The 23778-nt window shown below is 71.5% G+C and carries 20 protein-coding genes and 1 riboswitch; of the genes, 9 read left to right on the top strand and 11 right to left on the bottom strand.

The genetic code is table 11. From position 1 onward, the window contains the following. Nucleotides 1-359 precede the first annotated feature (359 nt). On the bottom strand, nucleotides 360-626 hold the full coding sequence (locus ABZ848_RS12990; protein ID WP_360829911.1) for a chorismate mutase: 267 nt from the start codon (nucleotides 624-626) through the stop codon (nucleotides 360-362). Nucleotides 627-971: 345 nt separating this feature from the next. On the opposite strand from ABZ848_RS12990, the gene guaA reads away from it, so the two are divergent. After that, nucleotides 972-2540, top strand: a complete 1569-nt coding sequence (guaA, locus tag ABZ848_RS12985; protein WP_360829908.1) for a glutamine-hydrolyzing GMP synthase — start codon at nucleotides 972-974, stop codon at nucleotides 2538-2540. Nucleotides 2541-2565: 25 nt separating this feature from the next. Here the strand turns inward: guaA and ABZ848_RS12980 are convergent, their stop codons facing one another. After that, on the bottom strand, nucleotides 2566-3039 hold the full coding sequence (locus ABZ848_RS12980) for a pyridoxamine 5'-phosphate oxidase family protein (RefSeq protein WP_360829904.1): 474 nt from the start codon (nucleotides 3037-3039) through the stop codon (nucleotides 2566-2568). Nucleotides 3040-3192: 153 nt separating this feature from the next. Here ABZ848_RS12980 and ABZ848_RS12975 point away from each other — a divergent pair, with 153 nt between their 5' ends. Then, nucleotides 3193-3987 (top strand): class II aldolase/adducin family protein, encoded by a 795-nt coding sequence (locus ABZ848_RS12975; protein WP_360829901.1) that lies wholly within the window; start codon nucleotides 3193-3195, stop codon nucleotides 3985-3987. Nucleotides 3988-4249: 262 nt separating this feature from the next. On the opposite strand, the gene ABZ848_RS12970 is transcribed toward ABZ848_RS12975, so the two are convergent. Then, the gene (locus ABZ848_RS12970) at nucleotides 4250-5131 is read right to left on the bottom strand and encodes a DUF4429 domain-containing protein (RefSeq protein WP_360829898.1); all 882 of its coding nucleotides are present in this window, start codon (nucleotides 5129-5131) and stop codon (nucleotides 4250-4252) included. A gap of 189 nt (nucleotides 5132-5320) precedes the next feature. On the opposite strand from ABZ848_RS12970, the gene ABZ848_RS12965 reads away from it, so the two are divergent. Together ABZ848_RS12965 and ABZ848_RS12960 are read left to right on the top strand one after the other, a co-directional pair. Further along, nucleotides 5321-6610: a hypothetical protein gene (locus tag ABZ848_RS12965; RefSeq protein WP_360829896.1), complete on the top strand. Its 1290-nt coding sequence runs from the start codon at nucleotides 5321-5323 to the stop codon at nucleotides 6608-6610. Between the two features lie 140 nt (nucleotides 6611-6750). Further along, a complete protein-coding gene (locus ABZ848_RS12960) occupies nucleotides 6751-7281 on the top strand; it encodes a DoxX family protein (RefSeq protein WP_360829893.1) in 531 nt (176 codons plus the stop codon). Nucleotides 7282-7414: 133 nt separating this feature from the next. On the opposite strand, the gene ABZ848_RS12955 is transcribed toward ABZ848_RS12960, so the two are convergent. Then, on the bottom strand, nucleotides 7415-7660 hold the full coding sequence (locus tag ABZ848_RS12955) for a hypothetical protein (RefSeq protein WP_360829890.1): 246 nt from the start codon (nucleotides 7658-7660) through the stop codon (nucleotides 7415-7417). Further along, on the bottom strand, nucleotides 7647-9383 hold the full coding sequence (locus ABZ848_RS12950) for a PspC domain-containing protein (protein WP_360829888.1): 1737 nt from the start codon (nucleotides 9381-9383) through the stop codon (nucleotides 7647-7649). The genes ABZ848_RS12955 and ABZ848_RS12950 overlap by 14 nt, the downstream gene beginning before the upstream one ends. A 179-nt stretch (nucleotides 9384-9562) precedes the next feature. Here ABZ848_RS12950 and ABZ848_RS12945 point away from each other — a divergent pair, with 179 nt between their 5' ends. Together ABZ848_RS12945 and ABZ848_RS12940 are read left to right on the top strand one after the other, a co-directional pair. Further along, a complete protein-coding gene (locus ABZ848_RS12945) occupies nucleotides 9563-10855 on the top strand; it encodes a PspC domain-containing protein (protein WP_360829885.1) in 1293 nt (430 codons plus the stop codon). Then, the gene (locus tag ABZ848_RS12940) at nucleotides 10852-11574 is read left to right on the top strand and encodes a response regulator transcription factor (protein WP_360829882.1); all 723 of its coding nucleotides are present in this window, start codon (nucleotides 10852-10854) and stop codon (nucleotides 11572-11574) included. The genes ABZ848_RS12945 and ABZ848_RS12940 overlap by 4 nt, the downstream gene beginning before the upstream one ends. A 36-nt stretch (nucleotides 11575-11610) precedes the next feature. On the opposite strand, the gene ABZ848_RS12935 is transcribed toward ABZ848_RS12940, so the two are convergent. After that, the gene (locus ABZ848_RS12935; protein WP_360829879.1) at nucleotides 11611-12684 is read right to left on the bottom strand and encodes an NlpC/P60 family protein; all 1074 of its coding nucleotides are present in this window, start codon (nucleotides 12682-12684) and stop codon (nucleotides 11611-11613) included. 430 nt (nucleotides 12685-13114) lie between these two features. Between ABZ848_RS12935 and ABZ848_RS12930 the strand changes: the two genes are divergently transcribed. Beyond that, a complete protein-coding gene (locus tag ABZ848_RS12930) occupies nucleotides 13115-13468 on the top strand; it encodes a hypothetical protein (protein ID WP_360829877.1) in 354 nt (117 codons plus the stop codon). Here the strand turns inward: ABZ848_RS12930 and ABZ848_RS12925 are convergent. After that, nucleotides 13446-14435, bottom strand: coding sequence for a tellurite resistance/C4-dicarboxylate transporter family protein (locus tag ABZ848_RS12925; RefSeq protein WP_360829875.1), 990 nt, complete (start codon nucleotides 14433-14435; stop codon nucleotides 13446-13448). The genes ABZ848_RS12930 and ABZ848_RS12925 overlap by 23 nt on opposite strands. A gap of 199 nt (nucleotides 14436-14634) precedes the next feature. Continuing rightward, nucleotides 14635-15786, bottom strand: a complete 1152-nt coding sequence (locus tag ABZ848_RS12920; protein WP_360829873.1) for an NlpC/P60 family protein — start codon at nucleotides 15784-15786, stop codon at nucleotides 14635-14637. Nucleotides 15787-15793: 7 nt separating this feature from the next. Continuing rightward, a riboswitch (cyclic di-AMP (ydaO/yuaA leader) is annotated at nucleotides 15794-15964 on the bottom strand. Nucleotides 15965-16206: 242 nt separating this feature from the next. On the opposite strand from ABZ848_RS12920, the gene pcrA reads away from it, so the two are divergent. Then, nucleotides 16207-18693: a DNA helicase PcrA gene (gene pcrA / locus ABZ848_RS12915; protein WP_360829871.1), complete on the top strand. Its 2487-nt coding sequence runs from the start codon at nucleotides 16207-16209 to the stop codon at nucleotides 18691-18693. Nucleotides 18694-18763: 70 nt separating this feature from the next. Here the strand turns inward: pcrA and ABZ848_RS12910 are convergent, their stop codons facing one another. Both ABZ848_RS12910 and ABZ848_RS12905 read right to left on the bottom strand, forming a co-directional pair. Then, nucleotides 18764-20266: a M23 family metallopeptidase gene (locus tag ABZ848_RS12910; RefSeq protein ID WP_360830929.1), complete on the bottom strand. Its 1503-nt coding sequence runs from the start codon at nucleotides 20264-20266 to the stop codon at nucleotides 18764-18766. A 225-nt stretch (nucleotides 20267-20491) separates the two neighbouring features. Next, complete coding sequence (locus ABZ848_RS12905; RefSeq protein ID WP_360829869.1) at nucleotides 20492-21349, bottom strand: alpha/beta fold hydrolase; 858 nt, start codon at nucleotides 21347-21349, stop codon at nucleotides 20492-20494. Nucleotides 21350-21717: 368 nt separating this feature from the next. Here ABZ848_RS12905 and ABZ848_RS12900 point away from each other — a divergent pair, with 368 nt between their 5' ends. Next, nucleotides 21718-22134 (top strand): cobalamin B12-binding domain-containing protein, encoded by a 417-nt coding sequence (locus tag ABZ848_RS12900; RefSeq protein WP_360829867.1) that lies wholly within the window; start codon nucleotides 21718-21720, stop codon nucleotides 22132-22134. 161 nt (nucleotides 22135-22295) lie between these two features. On the opposite strand, the gene ABZ848_RS12895 is transcribed toward ABZ848_RS12900, so the two are convergent. Further along, a partial coding sequence (locus ABZ848_RS12895) for a DUF5691 domain-containing protein (RefSeq protein ID WP_360829865.1) occupies nucleotides 22296-23778 on the bottom strand: 1483 nt, incomplete at its 5' end.

The following is a 23778-nucleotide window of genomic DNA, read 5'->3' as shown; positions in this document are numbered from 1 at the left end:
TGGCGGTAGTGCAATGCGGTTGCCTGCGGCGGGACTTGGGCTTTGTACGCATCGTGCTGGATGGACGCGGCCTACGCAACCGTTTGACCCAGGGTTGTGCATTTTTGCATTTTCCGCCGGTCGGCCCCGGGCGTCCCCGGGACCGACCGTTTACTTGGGTGACCGGGCTGCTGTCCCCTGCCGTCCGGTCCCAACTCCGGAACGAGGTCCCACGACATACGGCACGACCCGTACGTCTCATCGCTCCGGCAAGCCACGCGTGGTTCTTTCGGGCCCGCCCCTGGCTGGCACGGACACCAGCACCAACGAAGCGGTTCGCGGGGCGGTCACGGCGCCGTACGGGTGAGAAGGGCCCGAACTCAGATGCGACCGCGGCACAGTTCGAGCAGCGTCATCGCGAGGGACGTACCGGGCTTGCCGAGCGCTTCGCTGTAGTGGCCGAGGACCTCCATCTCGCGGGAGAGGTTCACGCGTCGGCCGCCGGAGGCGATCCGGGTCTGCTGCACGACGGCGGAGACGGCCATCCGTTCCTGGATCAGCCCGATGATCCGGTCGTCGAGGGCGTCGATGCGCGCGCGGGCGTCCGCGATGGTCGCTTCCGGTGCGGTGGTGGTCAGGTCGGTCATGTCGGGGCTCCTCGGTGAGGTGAGGCGTGCCCCGGAGCGGCAAGGTCCGGAAACACCAGGCGCCCCGGACCTTGTCGGCCCGGGGCGCCTGGGGAAGTCGCTTGTCAGTTGCTCAAGCAGCACGACCATGGCAGCCGGTGGGCCCGGTGCCATAGGTAAAGAGGAAGGTCGCGGTGTTGAGCATGGGGTGACTATAGCAACCAGCCGGTCCGGCGTTTGAGGACGAGGCCGTTCAGGCCGAAGCGGGGGTCTGGGGGCGCAGCCCCCAGCAGGCCGGACCGGTCCCCACGGCCACCCCGGTAGAATCGGCACCACAGACCCCCGCCCAGCCGCCGGAAGGCCCCCGTGTCACAAGCATCCGCCCCCGACACCGTCCTGGTCGTCGACTTCGGCGCGCAGTACGCCCAGCTCATCGCCCGCCGCGTCCGTGAGGCCCGGGTCTACAGCGAGATCGTGCCGAGCACCATGCCGGTCGCGGAGATGCTCGCCAAGAACCCGGCGGCGATCATCCTCTCCGGCGGCCCCTCGTCCGTGTACGAGGAGGGCGCCCCCAGCCTCGACCGCGAGATCTTCGAGGCCGGTGTCCCCGTCTTCGGCATGTGCTACGGCTTCCAGCTGATGGCCCGCTCCCTCGGTGGCACGGTGGACAACACCGGCGCCCGCGAGTACGGCCGTACCGATCTGCACGTATCGAAGTCGTCCTCCACCCTCTTCGAGGGCACCCCGGCCGAGCAGCACGTGTGGATGTCGCACGGCGACGCCTGCTCCGCCGCCCCCGAGGGCTTCTCCGTCACGGCCTCCACGGACGTCGTCCCGGTCGCCGCCTTCGAGAACGACGAGAAGAAGCTCTACGGCGTCCAGTACCACCCCGAGGTCATGCACTCCACGCACGGCCAGCAGGTGCTGGAGCACTTCCTGTACCGGGGCGCGGGCCTGAGCCCCGACTGGACCACCGGCAATGTCATCGAGGAGCAGGTCGCGGCCATCCGCGAGCAGGTCGGCGACAAGCGCGCCATCTGCGGCCTGTCCGGCGGCGTCGACTCCGCCGTGGCCGCGGCCCTCGTCGCGCGTGCCATCGGCGACCAGCTGACCTGCGTGTACGTCGACCACGGCCTGATGCGCAAGGGCGAGACCGAGCAGGTCGAGAAGGACTTCGTGGCCGCGACCGGCGTCAAGCTGGTCGTCGTGGACGCGGAGGAGCGCTTCCTCACCGCGCTCGCCGGGGTCTCCGACCCGGAGCAGAAGCGGAAGATCATCGGCCGCGAGTTCATCCGCGTCTTCGAGCAGGCCCAGGCCGAGATCATCGCGGACGAGGGCCCCGAGGTCGCCTTCCTGGTCCAGGGCACGCTCTACCCGGACGTCGTCGAGTCGGGCGGCGGCACCGGCACGGCCAACATCAAGTCGCACCACAACGTCGGTGGTCTCCCCGAGGACCTCGAATTCAAGCTGATCGAGCCTCTCCGTAAGCTCTTCAAGGACGAGGTCCGGATGGTCGGCCAGGAGCTCGGCCTCCCGGACGAGATCGTCCAGCGCCAGCCGTTCCCCGGCCCCGGCCTCGGCATCCGCATCGTCGGCGAGGTCACCAAGGAGCGCCTCGACCTGCTCCGCGATGCGGACGCCATCGCCCGCGAGGAGCTGACGGCGGCCGGCCTCGACCGGGACATCTGGCAGTGCCCGGTGGTCCTGCTCGCCGACGTCCGCAGCGTGGGTGTCCAGGGCGACGGCCGCACCTACGGCCACCCGATCGTGCTGCGCCCGGTCTCCTCCGAGGACGCCATGACCGCCGACTGGTCCCGGCTGCCGTACGACGTCCTGGCGAAGATCTCGACCCGGATCACGAACGAGGTGCGGGACGTCAACCGAGTCGTCCTGGACGTCACCTCGAAGCCGCCGGGCACGATCGAGTGGGAGTAGGCCCAGGGTGCCCCCTGGGTGACAGCTAGGTGCGCTTGATGACGCGTACCGGCTCACCGGGCTGCCAGACCTGGACGACGAGGTACTTCTCGTCCTCGACGTAGGTCCGCACGACCTCCGTCAGCTCGGTGCGGAAGAGGTGGAACGGCTCCGGCGGTTCCACCTCTTCGCCGTACGCGGCCTTGGCCTCCGGGTCCTCGACCTCGAACGCCCGCCCGCCGATCCGTACGTCACCCCCGCCCATCGACTGGCCCTCCCCGGGGTTCGCCATCAGCGCGAACCGCGGATCCCGGCGCAGGTCGAGCGCCTTGAGCGAGTCCGGCATCATGCCCAGCCACAGCTCACCGTCGAGGAAGCGCACCTCCAGGCCGGTGGTGCGCGGCGAACCGTCCTTGCGCAGGGTCGCGAGAACGTGGTGCGTGAAGGCTCCGAAGCGCTCCTCGGCGGTCTTCGCGAGCTCGGGTTCGGCGGCGCCGAAGGCCGCCCAGTTCCATGCCATACGTCGAGTGTCGTGCCGATACCGGACATCTGCTGTCGGGTATCGCGGGCGGGCACCCTCTCGCGCGCGTCATCTTTACAAATCAGCTCTGTTCTCCTGCGCTGACCGACGGTAACTTCCGCCTCGTAAACCCACCCAGTGCTGGAGGGACACATGCACGGGCCGACCCCACCGCTGCCCCTGTCCAACGACCGGCTGCAGTTCGCCATGCCGCCGATGCACGAATCGCTGGACGACGAGCGGCTCCACCGCAAGGAACGGCTGGCCGGTGCCCTCAGGCTGTTCGGCCGGCTCGGCTTCGAGGACGGGGTCTCCGGGCACATCACCGCGCGCGACCCCGAGTACTCCGACTGCTTCTGGGTCAATCCCTTCGGCATGCCCTTCAAGCACGTCACCGTCAGCGACCTGGTGCTCGCCAACTCCGACGGCCAGGTCATCCAGGGCCGCTACCACGTCAACCAGGCCGCCTTCACCGTCCACGCCCAGGTGCACGCCACCCGCCCGGACGTCGTCGCCGTCGCCCACTGCCACTCGGTGCACGGCCGCGCCCTGTCGGCACTCGGCGACCTCCTGGACCCCATCACCCAGGAGAGCTGCGCCTTCTACGAGGACCACGCCCTCTACGACGCCTACACCGGCGTCGCCGTCGACGCCGAGGAGGGCCGCCGTATCGCCACCGCGCTCGGCTCCCGCAAGGCGCTCGTCCTGCGCAACCACGGCCTGCTGACCGTCGGCGACTCGGTGGACGCGGCTGCCTGGTGGTTCCTGTCCATGGAACGCTCCAGCCAGGTCCAGCTCACCGCGAAGGCGGCCGGCCGCCCCCTTCTCATCGACCACAAACTGGCGGTCGCGACCCGCGAACAGCTCGGCGGCGACCTGGTGGCCTGGATCAACTACCAGCCCCTGTGGCAGGACATCAGCCGCAGCGAGCCGGATCTCCTGAGCTAGGGCCTGTCCGGCAGATCATGACGGCGTCGCGGGGTCTGGCACGCGCTCCCCCAGAGGGGGGCACCCCCAGCCGCGTTGTCGTCGGTTGCCGACGTCCCCCAGCCTTCGGCCGGGAGGTGCCCCCACCGCGTCGACGCCCTCCTCCGCCTTGCAGCTTGGGGGTACCTCCCACGCCCTTAAGGCAGTGGGGGAGCGCCAGACCCCGCTCGGCTCGGCCAAGACGCACCGTTTCTCACAGCCGGCCTGATCCGCCGGACAGACCCTAGAACCCCCGCAGCACCGCCGCCTTGGTCATCGCGAACTCCTCGTCCGTGAGCACCCCCTCCCGGTGCAGCTCGCCCAACTCCCGCAGCCTTCGCAGGAGTACGTCGTGATGGTCGGCCGACGGCGGCACGGCGCCCGTGGGCCGCGGCCGGTCGGCGAAGTCACCGCCCCGGGTGGACGGGTGCGGCAACCGGGCGGTGACCGCGGTGGCGACGAGCGCGGTGAGCAGATCGCGGCGCGCGCTGCCCCACAGATCCAGGGCGTACGGGTCCTTCTCCGGCGGCAGTTTGGAGAACGCCGTCTCCCGGGTCACGAAGCGCAGGAAGCCGTCCTCGTAACCGGAGTTGGGCAGCCACTCCACCTGCACCAGATCACCGAGGGCGATGATCCGCGGCCCGGTCGCCCGCTTGACCCGGTCCGAGGTGTCGGCCCAGTCGATGCGCACCTGCGTGCCGTCGAAGGAGGCGGTGCCGTCGGAGGAGCGCACCGACACCGGCACCGGCGGCCCCGGCAGCAGATACGCCTTGGTCGGCTCCTTGGGGATCTGGTCCAGCATCAGCGCCTGCCGGATCTCCTCGGCGATGTACTCGGCGACGCCCGCCCGGTCCACGTCCACCACGAGCCGGTACGGATCGGCCGGGTCCGGCAGCCGTCCGCCGGTCGCCTGCAGCAGCGGATCGGCCCCCTCCCGCAGCCGCATCCGCAGCCGCCCGCGCTTGCGCTCGGGCTCGAAGACGACGCCGGCGATGGCTTCGAGGGGTACGGCGACCTCTCCGTACGTCTGCCGGAACAGTGGCACGGAGCGGTGCAGGCCCGGCGTGATCCTGACCGTGGTGCCGTCGAAGGCCCAGGTCCCGTCCCGCTGGATGATCTCGGCCATAGGGAAATTCTCGCAGCCGGGTCAACACGGCGGCCCCCGCTTCACCCGCCGTGACCAGACCTGCCGGACGCGACCGGGGTGGCGTAGGGCACAATTCGCTGTCATCGCAGGGGAGTTGCAGGACGGCGTTCGACTGCTGGGCAGGGGCGCCGGTCGATCGGGTCGTGGTCGCTGGGAAGGCGGACGTCGGTGGCGGTGCAGGAGGCGAGAGGGGGTGCGGACGCGGCTGCGCACGGTGGGGCGCATGCGGGCGGCTGCACCTGCGGGGACTGCCCGCACGGGGCGCGTGAGGGACACCGGCGGGCGGTCGCCGAATTCCTGCTGATGCGCGACGGGTTCGCGGCCGGACAGGGGCTGCCCGCCGCGGTTGCCCACTCGGCCCAGGCCTCCCGCCAGTGGGTCTCGGAGGAACTCACCCAGTCCGCGGAACTCGTCGCCGAACGCGGCCGCGCCGAGGGCGAGGCCTGGCTGGCCCGCCTGTGGCGCCGTACCGCGATCGCCGTGTGGGCCCTGGTGGTGCTGTTGCTGCTGGTGCAGTCGCTGACGGCGATCGGCGCGGGCTGGACCTCCGCCCGCACGGCCGGCCTGCTCGCGGCCCTGCTGGTGGCCGGCGCCCTCACCACCGCCTCCTGGTTCCACCGCGCGCGGGGCGGCGCGCTGGCCCCCCTGATCGGCGAGGACAACCGCCTCTCCACCTCCAGGGCGGTCGCCGCCGCCTGGGTCCTCTTCGTCGCCTACGCGGTCCTGGTCCTCGTCGGCCGCCTGGCCGCCGCATCCGGCCACGCCGAACGGGACACGCTCCTCTCCGGCCTCGAACTCGCCCGCGGCGCCGGCATGGTGACCGTGCTCGCCGTGGTGTGCGGCATCGCCGTCCTGGTGCGGCGCGTGATCGGGCTGCGGGTCCTCGGCCAGCGGCTGCAGAAGGTCCGCGCGGACCGCCCGAGAGCCTCCGACCTGCTGACCGACGACGCGGGCCGCGGCACCTTCGCCGACATCCAGTACGTCGTGATCAGCGCCGTCGCCGTCCTGTTCGCGGCGGTACGGCTGGCCCGCCGCCCCGACCAACTCCCCGACCTCCCCTGGGGCCTTGCGGTGGTGGTCCTGATCTCGGCCGCGACCTACCTGGCCGGCAAGTACGCCGAGGGCGGCCGCCCGGTGATCCTCTCCGTGGTCCGTGCCCGCGAGGCCGGCGACCTCGACGCCCCGATCCGCACCGGCGACGACATCGAGATCCGGGGCGCGGGCTTCGTCCCGCCCGGCGCCCAGGGCGCCGACCGGCTGTCCCGCATGGTCGTCCGCATCGGCGCGGTCAACGTCCACGTGCCCCTGGTCCCCGTGGCGGGCGGCTTCAGCAACCCCACCGACGCCGTACTGACCGTGCCCGTACCCGCCGACGTGGAGCCCGGGCGGGTGGACGTACAGGTGGTGACGGCGGCCGGCGTGGAGACCAACCGGTACGCGATCGACGTGACCGACTGACGGCCGGCACCCGGACCCGGGGCCGCCCCGCATCGACAGCGGATCGACAGCAAAACCGCACGAACGCATTGAGCGCGCCCTCACTTTCGTACGTATGGTCTTTTAAGGGGCTCCGGCACCGCGGGCGAGAGGCGGCAGTGATGACTCACGGCATGCGCACGGACACATACACCCCCTACGTCGACGGCGACCGCAACTGGCGCGACACCGCCACCCGATTCGCCCTCCTACCCCTACGGATCTTCCTGGGCGTCACCTTCATCTACGCCGGCCTGGACAAGCTCACCGACAGCGCCTTCATGAAGTCCTCCGGCGCCGGCTCCATCGGCGAGACGATGCGCTCGGCCCGCGACTCCGCGGCCATCCCGGCCCTGATCGACCTGGCCCTGAAGAACCCCACCGGCTTCGGCTACGCCATCGCCTTCGGTGAACTCGCCGTCGGCATCGGCACGTTGATCGGTCTGCTGGCCCGGCTGGCGGCGCTCGGCGGCGCGCTGATCTCCTTCAGTCTGTGGATGACCGTCAGCTGGGCCTCCGACCCGTACTACTACGGCAACGACCTCGCCTACCTGATGGCCTGGCTCCCCCTGGTCCTGGCGGGCGCCCCGGTGCTCTCCCTCGATTCAGCACTCCGCGCGCGCCGAAGGCAGCGGGCGGCAGGTTACCGGTAGCTCCTGGTCGGCGGGGGCTACCGGTGACGCAGCCGCCGGGGCGTGACTGTGCGGTGCAGGGGGCGGGGCCGGGGCCGATGTCTGGCCGGGCCCTCGGCCGTGCGGGACTGTCGGCGGCTCCGGGGCGGCTCCGTCAGCCCGGTATGTTCGGCTCGGGTTCCGCGCCGTCCCTGCGCGCCGTGATCGACCGGCGCCGCCGTATCCCCCCGGTGATCGCCCCGATCACTCCCGCGAGGAACAGCCCGATCACCACGATCGGTATGACCGCGAACCACGGCGTCTCCCACAGCCCGCCCGCGTCACCGGCGTAGACGACGCCAGCGAGGGCGAGGAAGAAACCGGCGATCAGCCTCCCGGGCTGGAACTCATGACGCAGCACGGGCCACCTCCGCCTGTCCGACGCCGACCTGGAGGTCGATCTCGAGCGTTCCGCTGTTCTTCGTGCCGGTGGCCGGCGTCAGCGTCACGTCCTTGTGCTTGCCCGGCTCCACGTCCACGTCCTTGCTCTCGTCGCCCGGCAACTGGATGTCCCCCACCCCCACGTCGATGCTCAGCTCCACGGTCGCGTCCTTCGGCACGATCACCTTCAGCCGGCCCGCCCCCACATCGGCCCCCGTACTCACCGTCTGCCCCTTGCCCACGTGCACCCGGCTGAGGTCCAGGGTGCCGACCCCGGTGCCGAGGTTGTACATCTCCCGCACCTCCGAGACCGCGGCCGGCTGCCAGGTCGTGCGGGTCCAGTGCGTGGTGATGTCCTTGGGCAGGGCGGCCGACGAGGCGAGCAGGGCCGCGGTGACGACGGCCATGAATATGGATCCCGCCCCCGTCCGTCCCAGGAACGCGCTGACCGCGATGCCCAGCCCGAAGACGATCAGCGCGGCGGCCAGGCCTGCCTGCAGGCTGGTGCCGAGCGCATGGTCGTCCCAGGTGGCGGCGGTGGCGAGGCCGCCCGCGAGGAGGGCGAGCAGGAAGACCCAGCCGCCTATCCAGCGGGGGCCACGCGGTCGCGGCACCGGGGTGCGCGGGGCGCGGCGGTCGGCGTGGCCGGCCCAGGAGTTGCCGAGGCTGATGTTGACCGCCGCGGCGATGTCCCGGTCGTGGGAGTCGCGCGGGCCCCAGAGGTAGCCGGTGCCGCCGTAGTGCGTGCCGTCCTTGACGATGGGGTCACGCCACCAGGAGGGGTAGGCGGCGGGGACCGGCGGCGCCTGGGCCTCCGGCGGGGCGTCGGCGGCGGCCTGGGCGGCCAGCGGGTCGGGGTCGGGGGCGCCGCGCTGCCGCGACCAGTACCCGGCGCCCGCGAGGAGCAGGGAGAGGACGACCGCGAAGGCCAGCACCCCGCCGTTGCTCAGCATCGTCAGGAACACCCCGCAGCCGACCAGCGCGAACAGCACGGCGGTCAGCGCCTGGCCGTCGACCCGGCCGGTCAGCAGCTTCCTGAGCTCGTTCTGCTCGTCCTCCTCGTACGGCACGAGGAGCCAGGCGAAGCCGTAGAAGATCAGGCCGATGCCGCCGGTCGCGGAGAGCACGACGAGGGTGATCCGGAAGATCACCGGGTCCATGTCGCACTGCCGCCCGAGCCCGGAGCACACCCCGGCCAGCACCTTGTACTGCCGGTCCCGGCGGAGCTTGCGGGGGGCTGCGGTGGGGTCCGCTGCGGCGGGGGATTCCTCGGCGGGTCCGCCTTCGCCTGTTGCGGGGTGGCCTTGGCGCGGCGTGCCCTTGCCGGTCGCAGGGGGGCCTTGGGGTGGCCCGCCCTCGCCGGTCGTGGGGTGGGCTTGCGTCGGCCTGCCCGCGGCGGTCGCGGGGTCCCCTTCGGCCGGCCTGCCCGCGTCGGCAGCGGCGTCCGCGTTCCTCGCACCGGCAGCGGCGTCCGTGTCCCGCGCACCGGCACCGGTACCGGCATCCGCATCCCGCGCCCCGGCGTCAGCGTCGGGCGCCCCGGCGTCACCGGCTCCGGCTGCCGCCGCCGCTCCCCTTTCTCCGCGCGCGCCCGCCTGCCCGTGTGCGTGCGCCTGTGCGTGCACGCGTGCGGGCGCGTCGGCCGGGGGGCCGGTGTCGGCGTCGGGTCCCCGACCCGTCGTGGCGCGCTCGTGATCTGTCATGTGTCCATGGTGACGGCCCGACCGCCCCGGCGGGAGTCGGAACGACCCTGGCCGGACCCTGATATCGCCCCTGAGCCGACGCCGGGGAAGCGTTCGACGGGCCCCGGCCTCGAAGATCAGGGGAGTCTCGGGGGTCGACCCTGATGCCTGGGTCCGCCGCCCGTGTGAGTATCGGTGGCATGCCGGAAGCCGCTGCAGCGCCCATCGTCGAACCGCGGCCGCCGCGCAAGCTCTACCGCAGCAGTGACGGACGCTGGCTGGGTGGTGTGGCGCGGGGGCTCGCCGGGCATCTCGGGCTGCCCGTGGTCTGGGTGCGGCTCGTCTTCGTCGGCCTGTTCATGGCGGACGGCCTCGGCGCGCTGCTGTACGCCGCGTTCTGGTTCTTCGTACCGCTGGGCGTCGGCGGCGTCGGCGGCCAGCGGCCCCCGTCGCTGGTCACCACCGAGACCTCGCCCGACGGCCGCCGCAGACTCGTCGCCCGCAAGCCGGACAAGGGCCAGATCGTCGCCCTGCTCCTCATGGTCGTGGTGGCCATGGTCTTCGTGGGCAACGTGAATCTGAGCGGCGGCGCCAAGGTCTACCTCTGGCCCGTCGTCCTCGTCGGCGCGGGCGTCGCCCTGGTCTGGCGCCAGGCGGACAACGCACGACGGGCCCGCTGGGTCGAGGTCGGCCGCCGCAAGCGCACCCTCAGCCTGCTCCGCGCGGCGGGCGGCGTCCTCCTCGTCACCGCCGGCGTCACCGGAGTCTTCGTCCTGCAGGGCTCCGCCGCCCACCTCGGCTCCGTCCTCCAGGCCGCCCTCGCGGTCCTCGTCGGGATAACGCTGCTCGCGGGCCCGTACCTCGTCCGTATGACCCAGGACCTCTCCGAGGAGCGCCTGATGCGCATCCGCGCCCAGGAGCGCGCCGAGGTCGCCGCCCACGTCCACGACTCCGTGCTGCACACCCTGACGCTGATCCAGCGCAACGCGGAGAATGCGAACGAGGTGCGCCGCCTGGCCCGCGCCCAGGAGCGCGACCTGCGCACCTGGCTCTACAAACCGGAGGGCACCGGCAAGGACGAGGAGGACGAACCCGCCAACCTCGCCGACGCGGTGCGGCGCAATGCCGCGGAGGTGGAGGACAAGCACGGCGTCCCCATAGAGGTCGTCATAGTCGGCGACTGCCCGCTCGACGAGAGAATCGGCGCACAGATGCAGGCCGCGCGCGAGGCGATGGTGAACGCCGCCAAGTACGGTGGCGAGGGCGGCGCGGTGCAGGTCTACGCCGAAGTCGAGGGGAGGACGGTCTTCGTGTCGGTGCGGGACCGCGGCCCAGGCTTCGACCTCGACTCGATACCCGCCGACCGCATGGGCGTCAGAGAATCGATCATCGGCCGCATGGAGCGGCACGGCGGCACGGCGCGGCTGCGCGCGGTGCCGGACGGCGGCACGGAGGTCGAGCTGGAGATGGAGAGGGCGGAGAAGACGTCATGAGCGACCCGACCGAGGCGAACGCGGAGCCCGTGGAGCCGACCGCCGGCGGCGCCGGCGAGCGGCACGTGCGCGTGGTCCTCGTCGACGACCACCGCATGTTCCGTACGGGCGTACAGGCCGAGATCGGCCGCACCGAGGAGACCGGCGTCGAGGTCGTCGGCGAGGCGGCCGACGTCGACCAGGCGGTCACGGTCATCACCGCGACCCGCCCCGAGGTCGTCCTCCTCGACGTCCATCTGCCGGGCGGCGGCGGGGTCGAAGTGCTGCGCCGCTGCGCCGCGTTGATGGCCGACGCCGAGCAGCCCGTCCGCTTCCTCGCGCTGTCCGTGTCGGACGCGGCGGAGGACGTGATCGGCGTGATCCGCGGCGGTGCGCGCGGCTACGTCACCAAGACGATCACCGGCACCGACCTCGTCAACTCCATCTTCCGGGTCCAGGAGGGCGACGCGGTCTTCTCGCCCCGCCTGGCCGGCTTCGTCCTGGACGCCTTCGCCTCCACGGACGCCCCGCCGGTCGACGAGGACCTGGACCGCCTCACCCAGCGGGAGCGGGAGGTGCTGCGGCTCATCGCGCGCGGGTACGCGTACAAGGAGATCGCCAAGCAGCTGTTCATCTCGGTGAAGACGGTCGAGTCCCATGTCTCGGCGGTCCTGCGGAAGTTGCAGCTGTCGAACCGGCATGAGCTGACGCGGTGGGCGACGGCGCGACGGCTGGTCTGAGCGGTCGGTGATCGGGCGCCGGTCCTCGGCGCTCGCTCACACGACCCGCGTCGCCCCCGCGAACGGCATCTCGTCGATAGGGGCGATGCGGACCGGGGCCGAGGGGTTCGGGGCGTGGATCATCTTGCCGTTGCCGATGTAGATGCCGACGTGGCTGATGCCGGAGTAGAAGAACACCAGGTCGCCGGGGAGGAGTTCGGAGCGGGAGACGCGGTGGCCGGCGTCGATCTGGGCGTAGGTCGTGCGGGGGAGGGAGATGCCGGCGGAGCGGTAGGCGGCCAGGACGAGGCCCGAGCAGTCGAAGGCGTCGGGGCCGGTGGCGCCCCAGACGTAGGGGCTGCCGAGCTTGGAGTAGGCGTAGGAAACAGCGGCCGCGGCACGGGAGTTGGGCGCCTTGGCCGCCGTACCGGAAGGGGCCTCCAAGCCGACGCGGGCGCCGGAGGCGGACGAGCGTGACGCGCGGCCCGTCCCGCCCGCGCCCTCGCCCAGGCGGGCGCGCTCCTCGGCCGACAGCTGGGAGAGCAGCCGGCGGGCCGCGTCCAGTTTCCCGGTGATCGTCTTCTTCTCGCGCTTCAGCTCCGCCTGCCGGGACTTCAGCGAGGTCAGCTCCACGCGCGCGGCGCCGCGCAGCCGCTCGATCTCCCGCAGCTGCTTGCGGACGCTCGCGACGGCCGCGGCCTGCCGGGTGCTCGCCCGGTCGACGAACTCGGCGCCGGCGAGGTAGTGGTCGGGGTCGTCGGAGAGGGCGAGTTGGAGCGCCGGGTCGATGCCTCCGTCGCGGTACTGCGCCGCAGCGATCGAACCCAGCGCGTCCCGCGCCGAGTTGAGCCCGTCCGTCCTGCGCGCGGCCTCGTCGCGCAGGCCGGACAGCCGCCGTTCGGCCGCGTCCGCCTTCTCCTTCGCGCCGTTGTACTTCTCGGTGGCGGCCTCCGCCTCCTGGTACAGCTTGTCCACCTTCGCCTTGACCTGCGCCGGCGTCAGCTGGGGTGCGGCGTCGCCGGTCCCGTCGAAGGCCGTCGCGGTCGCCGCGCCCGCCAGCGCGATCGTGAAGGCGGTACGGGCCGTATGACCACCGATCGAACGCCGACCGGGCCTGCGATGCGCTGCCACGTGGACTGCACGTCCTTTCGTACGACCCCCGGGGGGACGGGGCGACTTACGCGTCCGGCGGCGGCCCGCACAGGGGGAGCGGGCCGCCGCCGGACCTTCTCGGCGGTGGTGATCGACTGCCGCCCCTGGCCCGGGCGGCGGTGGGGAGCCGGTCACCTGGTGGAGGACGCTAAACCCGGCTGTGTCGGCTTGGTAACGCAATGTGCGGAAGTGCCGCCGGTCGATCGGCGGGTGACTGTAAACGACCGTGATCCCGTTCCGGAGCCGTCGACTTCACGCAGTGGGCTGACCGATGTCGGGGTTCCGGGACACGTACGGGTGACGGGCTGCTACGGGCCGCATATATGCAAGATCCAATCGCGCCTGCCGGACGGGTCGCGGCGGGGCCGGTGTCGGACGCACCGTGCGCCCCTGTTTAAGCTCCGGCCTCATGGACGTACTCATCCATCTCTTCGTCGGCCTGCACATCGTCGGCATCGCCTCGCTCCTCGGCGGCTTCCTCACCCAGATGAAGGCGATGGGCCGCGGCGAGGCCCGTTTCGTCCCGGCGATGCTGCACGGCGCGCTGACGATGCTGGTCACCGGCGCGATCCTGGTCGGCCTCAACCAGGCCGACGACCAGCACGTCAACAACATCAAGATCGGCGTGAAGCTGGCCCTGCTGATCGTGATCCTCGGGCTGGTCTATGTGAAGCGGGACGACGAGAAGGTCGACAAGAGCCTGTTCGGGCTGGTCGGCGCGCTCACCACGGCGAACATCTTCATCGCGGTGCTGTGGACCTGAGGTCGGCGCGGGCCGCGACGACGGCCCCCGCGGCGACGGCGAGCCACGCCGCCACCGCGATCCACAGCAGCGCCCGACCCGGGCCTTCGAGCCAGGAGACGTCGAGGACGGCGGCGATGGACAGGGTCGCCGCCGCGGTCATCCCCATCGGGAAGACGGTGGACCAGCGCCGCACGTCGTAACGCAGCCGGGGCCGTGCGGCCTCCGCGACCAGCAGTACGGCGTACCAGGCGACGTCGAGCACGAGCAGCGCGAGGGTGACGGCGCGCAGGACGCCGCGGTCGTCGTCGTTCCACAGATACAGGCGCGCGCTGTCGGCGGCGATCAGCTTGGACCCGGCCAGCGCCGAGATGGCGAGCGCGCCGCCCGCGACCCAGTGGTCGCCGGCGCCTTCGAGGACCTGCCGCAGGTCGAAGCGGGCGAGGGCGAAGCCGTAGAGGACGAGACCGAGCCCGGACAGTACGAGCGCGGCGTGCGCCAGCCACGCCACCGCCTCCGCCCCGGCCAGCGCGGCCGCGAGCACGGCGAGGCCCTGTGTGGCCACGCAACACAGGAACACCGCGCCCGGCATGCGCCGACCCCAGTGGCGTACGACGTCCACGAGCAGCACGGGCCACAGCACGACTGCCAGCGCCAGCAGGGCCTCGGCGAGGGTCTGCCACCCGAGCGCGGAGAACCGCGTCCCGAGGACGGTGGTCGCCGCGACGGCCGTGAGCGCGGCGGGCGACCCGGCCTCGGCCCGCCACCGCTCGCGATCCCACGCCAGCCGCGCCACGAAGTCCGCCGCCAGGCCGAGCCAGGCCACGCAGGCGATCACCAGCGCGACCCGCGACACCACCTCGTCCCCCGTCAGCTGTAGCCCGACCGACACGATCCCGGTCGCCATCACAGCACCCCCGGCCGCCGGCGCACGCCGCGCCCACCAGGCACGGAACGAAACGGACGTATCGGCGGAGTGGGCAGCCATGCAGCCGATGCTAAGGAGCACACCAGGGGTTGCGGCCGGGGCACGCGCGCGTGCGCGAGGAAATTGGCGCGGGGCGCGCAGTGATGAGGCGGGGCGCGCAGTGATGAAGCGGGGCGCGCAAGGTTGATTCGCGCGCCCGCGCTCATTCATTGGCGCGCGCCCCCTGCCCAGCCTCACGCCAGTCGGGCGCGCCCCTGTCTCACGCCGGCCGCACCACGCTGTGGATGATCGACTCGCCGCCGTAGTAGATCGACTCCTCGCGGACGTACGCGCCGGGCTTGGGGGCGTGGATCATCATGCCGTTGCCTATGTAGATGCCGACGTGGCTGATGTCGTCGTAGAAGAAGATCAGGTCGCCGGGCTGGGCGTCGGCGAGGGAGACCGTGGTGCCGGCGTTCACCTGGTCGTAGGTGGTGCGGGGGAGGGAGACGCCGGCGGCCTTCCACGCGGCCTGGGTGAGGCCTGAGCAGTCGTAGGAGTCGGGGCCGGTCGCGCCCCAGACGTACGGCTTGCCGATCTGCGAGCGGGCGAAGGCGAGGGCCTTCGCGGCCTTGGTGGCGTACGAGGAGTCCGTGGACGTGCTTCCGCTCCCGGACGTGGACGAACCGCTCTGCTGGGCCGCCTGCTCCTCGGCCTTCTGCTCGGCCGCCTGCTGCTGCGCCAGCTCCGCGGCCTTGCGGGCGGCCTCCTCCTGCTTCTTCTTCTCGATCTCCGCGAGCCGCGCCTTCTCCTGCGCGGTCAGCTTCGACAGCAGCTCACGCGCGTCGGAGAGCTTCTTCTGGACGGTGGACTTGGCGGTCTGCAGGTCGTTCTGCGACTCGGTGAGCGACTGGAGGTTCTCGGAGGCCTCCTGGCGCTTCTTCATCGTCGCGGACTGCTCGCTGAAGTAGTCGTCGACCTCGCTCTTCTGGCGGGAGGTCAGCCGGCTCATCAGCTGTGTCTGGTCGAAGTAGTCCTGCGGGGAGTCGGCGAGCAGGAAGGTCGCCGTGTCCGGCGCGGCGGCGCCCGTGCGGTACTCGGCGGCGGCGAAGGAACCGAGCCGCTCCCGCTGTTCGTTGAGCTTCTGGGCGCGCTTGGCGACGTCGTCGAGGAGGCCGTCCACGCGCTTGCGCTGCTTGGAGGTCTTCTCCTTCGCCGCGTTGTACTTCTCGGTCGCCGACTCGGCCTGGCGGTACAGGTCGTCGACCTTCTTCTCGACCTCTTCGAGGGAGGGGTTCCCGTCGGCGGACGGGGCGGCGTTGGCCGTCTGGGAGAGCAGGGCCACGGAGGTGAGGGCGGCCGTGGCGAGAGCGGGGGTGCGTATGCCGGCTACGCGCGTACCCGCGGGGCGCGACTTGCGGTGCGACGCCAAGGGAGGCGACTCCTTCCATAATCCGCCTACCGAGTTAGCTGTCGGGTTCGGGCGGGTGGTTCGGAAGGGTTGCCCTACGGTCCTTGTCCCCCATGGGAGTTGGACCGATTCACCCCAAGGTCGGTGGGTCCCCGGCTCCGGCTGCGCGGCGGCGCCCCGGACTCGGCGGAGGCCGCACGGCCCGGCGAGGTTCGCCGGTGGGGGTCGTTCGGCCTGCTCGGAACGGTAGCCAACTCGTGTGGCCCGTGTGAAGGTTGATGTTCGATATGCCCGATACATTTTCGTGACCTTTGGTCAGCAGGGCGAGGGTGCTCACGTACTGTGACGGCGTGGTCCGGGAGCGTGTCGGCTTCGTCGGATCCCGCGATGTTCTCGGGGCGGCAGCGGGTTGTCAGTGGGGCGCCCTAGACTCGGAGAGCGATGAGCAGCCTCTTTGACGACAGCTTCCTGGCGGACCTCAAGGCACCCCGTGGCCACGAGGAGGAACCCCCACCGCCACCCGAGGACGATCACGGTCCGGAACCGGTTCCGGACGATCTGTTCGGCGGGAAGTTCGACGTGCCGCCGGACCGGGACACTTACTACCGTGACGGCGCCCCGCGGCCGGTGATCGACCCCGCCGCGCTGCTGGACGGGCTGAACGAGAACCAGCGCGCCGCCGTCGTGCACGCGGGCACGCCCCTGCTCATCGTGGCCGGCGCCGGCTCCGGCAAGACCCGTGTGCTCACGCACCGCATCGCGCACCTCCTCGCCGAGCGGAACGTGCACCCGGGCCAGATCCTCGCGATCACCTTCACCAACAAGGCCGCCGGCGAGATGAAGGAGCGCGTCGAGCAGCTCGTCGGCCCGCGCGCCAACGCGATGTGGGTGATGACCTTCCACAGCGCGTGCGTGCGGATCCTGCGCAGGGAGAGCAAGAAGCTCGGCTTCACGTCCTCCTTCTCGATCTACGACGCCGCCGACAGCAAGCGGCTGATGGCCCTGGTCTGCCGCGACCTGGACCTCGACCCCAAGCGGTATCCGCCCAAGTCCTTCAGCGCCAAGATCAGCAACCTGAAGAACGAGCTGATCGACGAGGAGGACTTCGCCGCCCAGGCCGCCGACGGCTTCGAGAAGACCCTCGCCCAGGCTTACGCGATGTACCAGTCGCGGCTGCGCGAGGCGAACGCCCTCGACTTCGACGACCTGATCATGACGACGGTCAACCTCCTGCGCGCCTTCCCGGACGTCGCCGAGCACTACCGCCGCCGCTTCCGCCACGTCATGGTCGACGAGTACCAGGACACCAACCACGCCCAGTACGCGCTCGTGCGCGAGCTGGTGGGGACCAGCGAGCACCCCGTCGACGTCCCGCCGAACGAGTACGACCTCCCGCCCGCCGAGCTGTGTGTCGTGGGTGACGCCGACCAGTCGATCTACGCCTTCCGCGGCGCGACGATCCGCAACATCCTCCAGTTCGAGGAGGACTACCCGAACGCGACGACGATCCTCCTGGAGCAGAACTACCGCTCCACGCAGACGATCCTCTCCGCCGCCAACGCGGTCATCGAGCGCAACGAGTCCCGCCGCCCCAAGAACCTGTGGACCAACGCGGGCGCGGGCGCGCGCATCACCGGCTATGTCGCCGACACCGAGCACGACGAGGCCCAGTTCGTCGCCGAGGAGATAGACCGCCTCACGGACTCGGGGGACGCGAAGGCCGGCGACGTCGCCGTCTTCTACCGTACGAACGCCCAGTCCCGTGTCTTCGAAGAGGTCTTCATCCGCGTCGGCCTGCCCTACAAGGTCGTCGGCGGCGTCCGCTTCTACGAGCGCAAGGAGGTCCGGGACGTCCTGGCCTACCTGCGCGTGCTCGCCAACCCCGAGGACTCGGTGCCGCTGCGCCGGATCCTGAACGTCCCCAAGCGCGGCATCGGCGACCGCGCGGAGGCGATGATCGACGCCCTCTCCCAGCGCGAGAAGATCAGCTTCCCGCAGGCGCTGCGCCGCGTCGACGAGGCGTACGGCATGGCCGCGCGGTCGACGAACGCCGTGAAGCGGTTCAACACGCTGATGGAGGACCTCCGTACGATCGTCGAGTCGGGCGCCGGCCCGGCGACCGTCCTGGAGGCGATCCTCGAACGGACCGGTTATCTGGCCGAGTTGCAGGCCTCCACCGACCCGCAGGACGAGACCCGCATCGAGAACCTCCAGGAACTCGCCGCCGTGGCCCTGGAGTTCGAGCAGGAGTCCGGCGACGGCGAGGAGTCCGGCTCGCTCGCCGACTTCCTGGAGCGGGTCGCGCTGGTCGCCGACTCCGACCAGATCCCCGACGAGGACGAGGACGGCTCCGGAGTCATCACCCTGATGACCCTGCACACCGCCAAGGGCCTCGAGTTCCCGGTCGTCTTCCTGACCGGCATGGAGGACGGAGTCTTCCCGCACATGCGCGCCCTCGGCCAGACCAAGGAGCTGGAGGAGGAGCGTCGGCTCGCGTACGTCGGCATCACGCGCGCGCGTGAACGCCTGTATCTGACCCGGTCCGCGCTCCGGAGCGCCTGGGGGCAGCCGTCGTACAACCCGCCCTCCCGCTTCCTGGAGGAGATCCCGGCCCACCACGTCGACTGGAAGCGCACGGGTGCCACGGCGCCGGTCTCCTCCGGCCCGGCGTCGAGTGTGGCGTCCTCGCTGTCCTCCTCGCGCTCCCGCTCCTCGGCCTCGGGCGCGTCCGGCTTCGCGACGAGTCGCGCCTCCGACAAGCCGGTGGTCGCGCTGGCGGTCGGCGACCGGGTCACGCACGACCAGTTCGGCCTCGGCACGGTCGTGGCGGTGAAGGGCACGGGCGGGAACGCGGAGGCGACGATCGACTTCGGCGACGCCAAGCCGAAGCGGCTGCTGCTGCGGTACGCGCCCGTAGAGAAGCTGTGACCGATGGAGAAGCCGTAATGCGCTGAGCCCCCGCTGCAACAGCGGGGGCTCACAAGGAAGTCGGCGGGTTCTACGTCGGGTTGAGCCCGTGGCTGCGCAGCCACGGCAGCGGGTCTATGGCCGAACCGCCCGCCGGGTGCACCTCGAAGTGCAGGTGCGGGCCGGTCGAGTTGCCGGAATTGCCGGAGTACGCGATCGGATCGCCGGCCTTGACCGTCGTACCGGAGGCCACGCGGTAGCTGGAGAGGTGGCAGTACCACGTCTCCGTGCCGTCCTTCGCGGTCACTATCATCATGTTGCCGTACGCGCTGTTCCACTCGGTGCGGACGGTGCCGTCGGTCGCGGCCATCACCGTGGTGCCGTACGAGACCGGGAAGTCGATGCCGGTGTGCACGGACATCCAGTTGATGCCGGCCTGGCCGAAGTAGGCGCTGAGCCCCTTCTGGGTGACCGGGAGGGCGTACTTGGGGCGCAGCCGCTCCTTGCGGGCCGCCTCCGCCGCCGCCTTCTTCTTCTCGGCCTCCTGCTGGGCCTTGAGGTCGATGCGCTCCTGCGTCCGGCTGGCCCGGTCGGCGAAGTCGTCGGCGCCCGCCGAGAGGCTCTCGAGCTGGGTGTCCAACTTGTTGTTGGCGGCGGCCGGTTTCACCGAGTGCGTGTCGGACGCGGTGGTCGAGCTGTCCTTGTCACCGGTCAGCGTGCCCACGGAGGCGGCGGCGATGCCGGCCACGCCCATCACACAGGCCGAGGGCACGGCGATGGTCAGCAGCGCGGAGCGCTTCGGAGGCGTACGGCGGCGGGAGCGGGAGGCGTTGCGGGCGGCCGTGCGCGATCCCGGGGCCGGCGTGACCTCTTCCTGGTCGTCCAGCAGCGGCGTTTCCTGCAGTGGCGTTACGGCAGGCAGCTCACCTGTGCCGGCCAACTCGCCGTCGTCCTGCGGGTGTTCCTCGTATTCCTGGTATTCCTCGTACGCGCCGTGCTCGACCTGCTCGAAGACCGAGGTCGCCTGCTGGTCGAACGGTTCGCCTGGCTGCTCGTAGCCGTCCGTGGCGGAGGTGCCGTCGGCGGCCGAGCCGTCGGAGTTCCACTGCGTGGCGTCGTACATGCCGCTGTCGAAGGTCTGCGTGCCCCATTCCCAGTGCTGGGTCTGGTCGGCCGCGGGGCCCGAGTGGTCGGGCTGGAGCCAGGCGCTCGCGTCCCAGTGTCCGGAGGTGTCGTGCCCGGTGGACTGCGGCGGGATGGCCGAGAGCTGCTGGTGGTCGACGCCCCAGGCGGTCGTCTCGTACGCGCCGGTGTCGTAGGCGGCGTGGTGCTGGGCCGCGTACATGTCGTAGTTCAGGGTCTGGTGGCCGCCCGTGGCCCACTGTCCGGAGTCGTACGAGCCGGTCGTGCCGTCGCCGGGGAGGCTGCCGAAGAGGGGGTCGGCGTCGAAGGTCGCCGTGGCGTGCGCGCCGGTCGCGAAACCGTTCGCGTCGTAGCCGCCGTAGGTGGTGAAGTCACCGTACTGGGCTTCCTGCGTGCCATAGGACGCGTAGTGCGCCGAGGCGGCATCGGAAGCCGGAGCCGGGGTGGTCATGGTCCCCGACGGGTGACGGTCGTTCACCAACTTCTCTTTCGCCTCGACAACAGGGGCTGCCAGAGCAGTGCGGTGACTGTACCCGGCGTTATGCGGGCGCGACAATCTTCAACTGGTTTCGGGCGCGCAGGAAACGGGCATTCGGCCGTGTTTCGGGGGAGTGCGGGCGCGGGTTTGGCCTTGTGTTCGAAGAGCGTTCGATGTGGGGTGGCTGTCAGGGGGCCATCACGCCACTGTCAGGCCGCCGGCGTGGGCGGCGGCCTCGGCTCCCGTCCGGGTGGCGTCGAGGGCCTGGCGTATCCCGGTGGCGACCGCCGGGTGCACGGGCAGGGCGAGATGGCCGATCCCGCTCACCCGCACGTTCTGCGCCAGCAGGTCGGGGTGGTCGATGCAGGCCGTCTCCAGCGGGTCCATCAGGTGGTCGAGGTCGCTCCAGAAGCTGACGAAGTGGGTACGGCAGCCGGGTGCGGGCAGCGTCAGCTCCTCGAGCACCTTCGAACCGGGGCGCATCTGGCGCACGATCGGGTGCGCGTCGGCCAGCGGCACCACGCGGGTGCCGGAGTGCGGGGTGCCGAGGGTGACCAGCGTGCCGACGCGGAGGTCGCCGCCGAGCCGCTGCACGTAGTACCGCGCGATCAGCCCGCCGAGGCTGTGCCCGACGATGTCGACCTGCTTGCTGCCGGTGCGCTCGCAGATCTCCTCTATGTGCCGGCCGAGCAGCTCGGCCGCCGTGCGGATGTCGCAGGTCAGCGGCGAGTAGTTGAGCGACTCGACCCGCTGCCTGCCGTGCTGGGCGAGGTTGCGGCGCAGCAGCACGAACACCGAGCGGTTGTCTATGAAGCCGTGCAGCAGGACGACCGGGGGTTTCGTCTCGGTCGGCAGCTGGGCGGCGCCCTCGGGCGGGGGGAGCGGGGCACGGCGTTCCTGGGTGATTCCCGAGGGATAGAGGAGGAGGTGTCCGGCCAGGATCGCGAGCTCCAGGGCGGTCGCCTTCAGCAGGGCGAGGGAGAGTCCGGCCAGCCTGCTCGGGAGCAGACGCCGGCCGAGCGGGAGAAAGGGGTGCACTGCCCTGGTGACCTTCATGGCCGACCTCCTGTCGGCACGCTGGAGGACGGCTCTGTCCCCCGTGTGCCCTCATGGGAAGTCGCGGCCCAGGCTGTCGACTGCACGTACCGACGTCGACACGCCGTATCACCACGGCGCGCGGCCTGCGGCGCGGCGGTACGGCGACCTCGTTGCGGCTCCCGTTGCGCGTGTTCCTGCCGGAACGTCGCGCGGTGAACGTGTCCCACCGTGTGATTTCCCCCTCGGCCGACAGCGCGAAACTGCCGGTTGCGGGATGCTGGAGATAACGTTCGTTCACTTTCCCGGGCGATTCGGGTACGCCTGTACTTGTCGGTAGGGACGGATGCGCCGGTAAGGATGGACGCAGTCGCTTCATGGAGGCAGTGATGGGTGTGGCAGCCGGTCCGATCCGCGTCGTGGTGGCCAAGCCGGGGCTCGACGGCCACGATCGCGGGGCCAAGGTCATCGCGCGGGCGCTGCGCGACGCGGGTATGGAGGTCATCTACACCGGGCTCCACCAGACGCCGGAGCAGATCGTCGACACGGCGATCCAGGAGGACGCCGACGCGATCGGGCTGTCCATCCTCTCCGGCGCCCACAACACGCTCTTCGCCGCGGTGATCGACCTGCTCAGGGAGCGGGACGCGGAGGACATCCTGGTCTTCGGCGGCGGGATCATTCCGGAGGCGGACATCCCGCCGCTGAAGGAGAAGGGCGTGGCGGAGATCTTCACGCCGGGTGCGACGACTCAGTCCATCGTGGACTGGGTGCGGGCGCATGCCGGGCAGCCGACCGGGGCTTAGGCCCTCGTTCGCTGCGGGGTGGTCGGGAGCGCCGGTCCTCCTGGGGGCTCCGTCCCCGGACCCCCGTTCGGCCTGAACGGCCTCGTCCTCAATCGCCGGACGGGTTGAGAGTGCCTGGCCGGTGCTGACGAGGCGCCGTCCCGCACTCCCGGTTCGCCGTCCTAGAGCCCCAGTTCCTCCGTCATCGCCGCCCGCAGTCGCAAGGTTGTGACGAGGCGCTGGAACGCCTCCGCCCAGTAGCCGCCCGCTCCCGGGGACGCGTGCTCCGACTCGGCCGGGACTGCCTGGAGGCCGTCCAGGTGGATTGCCTCGGCAGGGTCGAGGCAGCGCTCGGCCAGGCCCATCACTCCGCTGAAACTCCATGGGTAACTCCCCGCGTCCCGCGCGATGTCGAGCGCGTCGACCACTGATCGCCCGAGCGGCGCCGTCCACGGCACCGCGCACACCCCGAGCAACTGAAACGCCTCCGACAGCCCGTGCGCCGCTATGAAACCGGCCACCCAGTCGGCCCGTTCGGCGGCGTCCAGCGTGCCGAGCAGCTTGGCGCGTTCGGCCAGCGACACCGCTCCCGGACCGCCCGCCTCGGGGGCCGAGGGCGCGCCCAGCAGTGCCCGGGCCCAGTCGGGATCCCGCTGTCGTACGGCGGCCCGGCACCACGCCGCGTGCAGCTCGCCCTGCCAGTCGTCCGCGACCGGCAGCGCCACGATCTCCTTCGGCGTACGTCCCCCGAGCCGACCGGGCCACGTCCCGAGCGGGGTCGCCTCCACCAACTGGCCGAACCACCACGACCGTTCACCCCGCCCCGCCGGAGCCTTGGCCACGACACCGTCGCGCTCCATGCTCGCGTCGCACTCGCGCGGGGCCTGGACGGCGATCGTCGGTACGGCATGGGTGCGGTCGACGGACAGGCACGCCCCGGCCCTGACCGCCATGCGCCCGGCCAGCGCCGAATCCGGCAGCGCGGAGAGCAACTCGGCCGCCGTCGCCCGGACGTTGCGGCTCCTGTCGGCCAGCGCCTGTTCCAGGAACGGCTCGTCCTGCGGGCCGAGGCCCCTCCGCAACGAGTCGAGGAACATCAGGCGGTCCTCGGCCCGCTCCGTCTGCCAGGTCGTGACGAGCAGTTCGCGCGCGGCGGCGGGCTCGCGGTCGCGCAGGGCCGACAGCAGCGCGACCCGCTCGGCGAACAGGCCCTCCTGCCACAGCCGCCGGGTCTTCTCCTCGTCCTCCAGCTGCGGCAGCGCCGCGCCCCCGCCCGGCGTGGCCCGCAGGGCGAACCGCCAGTCCGGGTTCAGCCGGGCCAGCCACACGGCACGCGGACCCGCGAACACCAGCGCCGCCGACCGCAGATCCGTACGCCCGCGTGCCGCGTCCAGCAGCGCGGGCAACAGGTGTGCGGGGGCGGCGAATCCCCGGGCGTTCGCCGCCGCGAGCCACTGCGGCAGCAGCTCCGTGAGGTCCGGTGCGGTGCCCCGGCGGCCGCCCGCCGTGCCGCCACGGTCCGCCAGCAGCAGCGCGAGCCGTCGGGCGGCGGCCGCGGGCAGCGCGGCACGCGCGTCCTCGGGGGCCGGCTCCGGTCGTACGGCCGCGCGCCCCGAGCCGGACGGGGAGTTGGTCATGCGGGCGGTGCATCGGTGGCGGTTCGAG

Source organism: Streptomyces sp. NPDC047081 (assembly GCF_040643775.1).
Classification (GTDB): domain Bacteria; phylum Actinomycetota; class Actinomycetes; order Streptomycetales; family Streptomycetaceae; genus Streptomyces.
This window is presented reverse-complemented; position numbering and strand designations above follow the sequence as displayed.

What these genes read in the sequence shown, in the direction of transcription:
- ABZ848_RS12940 (WP_360829882.1), top strand. Translation starts at nt 10,852, where the DNA reads ATGAGCGACCCGACCGAGGCGAACGCGGAGCCCGTGGAGCCGACCGCC.
- ABZ848_RS12910 (WP_360830929.1), bottom strand. Translation starts at nt 20,266, where the DNA reads ATGACCACCCCGGCTCCGGCTTCCGATGCCGCCTCGGCGCACTACGCG.
- ABZ848_RS12925 (WP_360829875.1), bottom strand. Translation starts at nt 14,435, where the DNA reads ATGGCTGCCCACTCCGCCGATACGTCCGTTTCGTTCCGTGCCTGGTGG.
- ABZ848_RS12930 (WP_360829877.1), top strand. Translation starts at nt 13,115, where the DNA reads ATGGACGTACTCATCCATCTCTTCGTCGGCCTGCACATCGTCGGCATC.
- ABZ848_RS12900 (WP_360829867.1), top strand. Translation starts at nt 21,718, where the DNA reads ATGGGTGTGGCAGCCGGTCCGATCCGCGTCGTGGTGGCCAAGCCGGGG.
- ABZ848_RS12970 (WP_360829898.1), bottom strand. Translation starts at nt 5,131, where the DNA reads ATGGCCGAGATCATCCAGCGGGACGGGACCTGGGCCTTCGACGGCACC.
- ABZ848_RS12950 (WP_360829888.1), bottom strand. Translation starts at nt 9,383, where the DNA reads ATGACAGATCACGAGCGCGCCACGACGGGTCGGGGACCCGACGCCGAC.
- ABZ848_RS12905 (WP_360829869.1), bottom strand. Translation starts at nt 21,349, where the DNA reads ATGAAGGTCACCAGGGCAGTGCACCCCTTTCTCCCGCTCGGCCGGCGT.
- ABZ848_RS12975 (WP_360829901.1), top strand. Translation starts at nt 3,193, where the DNA reads ATGCACGGGCCGACCCCACCGCTGCCCCTGTCCAACGACCGGCTGCAG.
- ABZ848_RS12990 (WP_360829911.1), bottom strand. Translation starts at nt 626, where the DNA reads ATGACCGACCTGACCACCACCGCACCGGAAGCGACCATCGCGGACGCC.
- ABZ848_RS12960 (WP_360829893.1), top strand. Translation starts at nt 6,751, where the DNA reads ATGACTCACGGCATGCGCACGGACACATACACCCCCTACGTCGACGGC.
- ABZ848_RS12945 (WP_360829885.1), top strand. Translation starts at nt 9,563, where the DNA reads ATGCCGGAAGCCGCTGCAGCGCCCATCGTCGAACCGCGGCCGCCGCGC.
- ABZ848_RS12980 (WP_360829904.1), bottom strand. Translation starts at nt 3,039, where the DNA reads ATGGCATGGAACTGGGCGGCCTTCGGCGCCGCCGAACCCGAGCTCGCG.
- pcrA (WP_360829871.1), top strand. Translation starts at nt 16,207, where the DNA reads ATGAGCAGCCTCTTTGACGACAGCTTCCTGGCGGACCTCAAGGCACCC.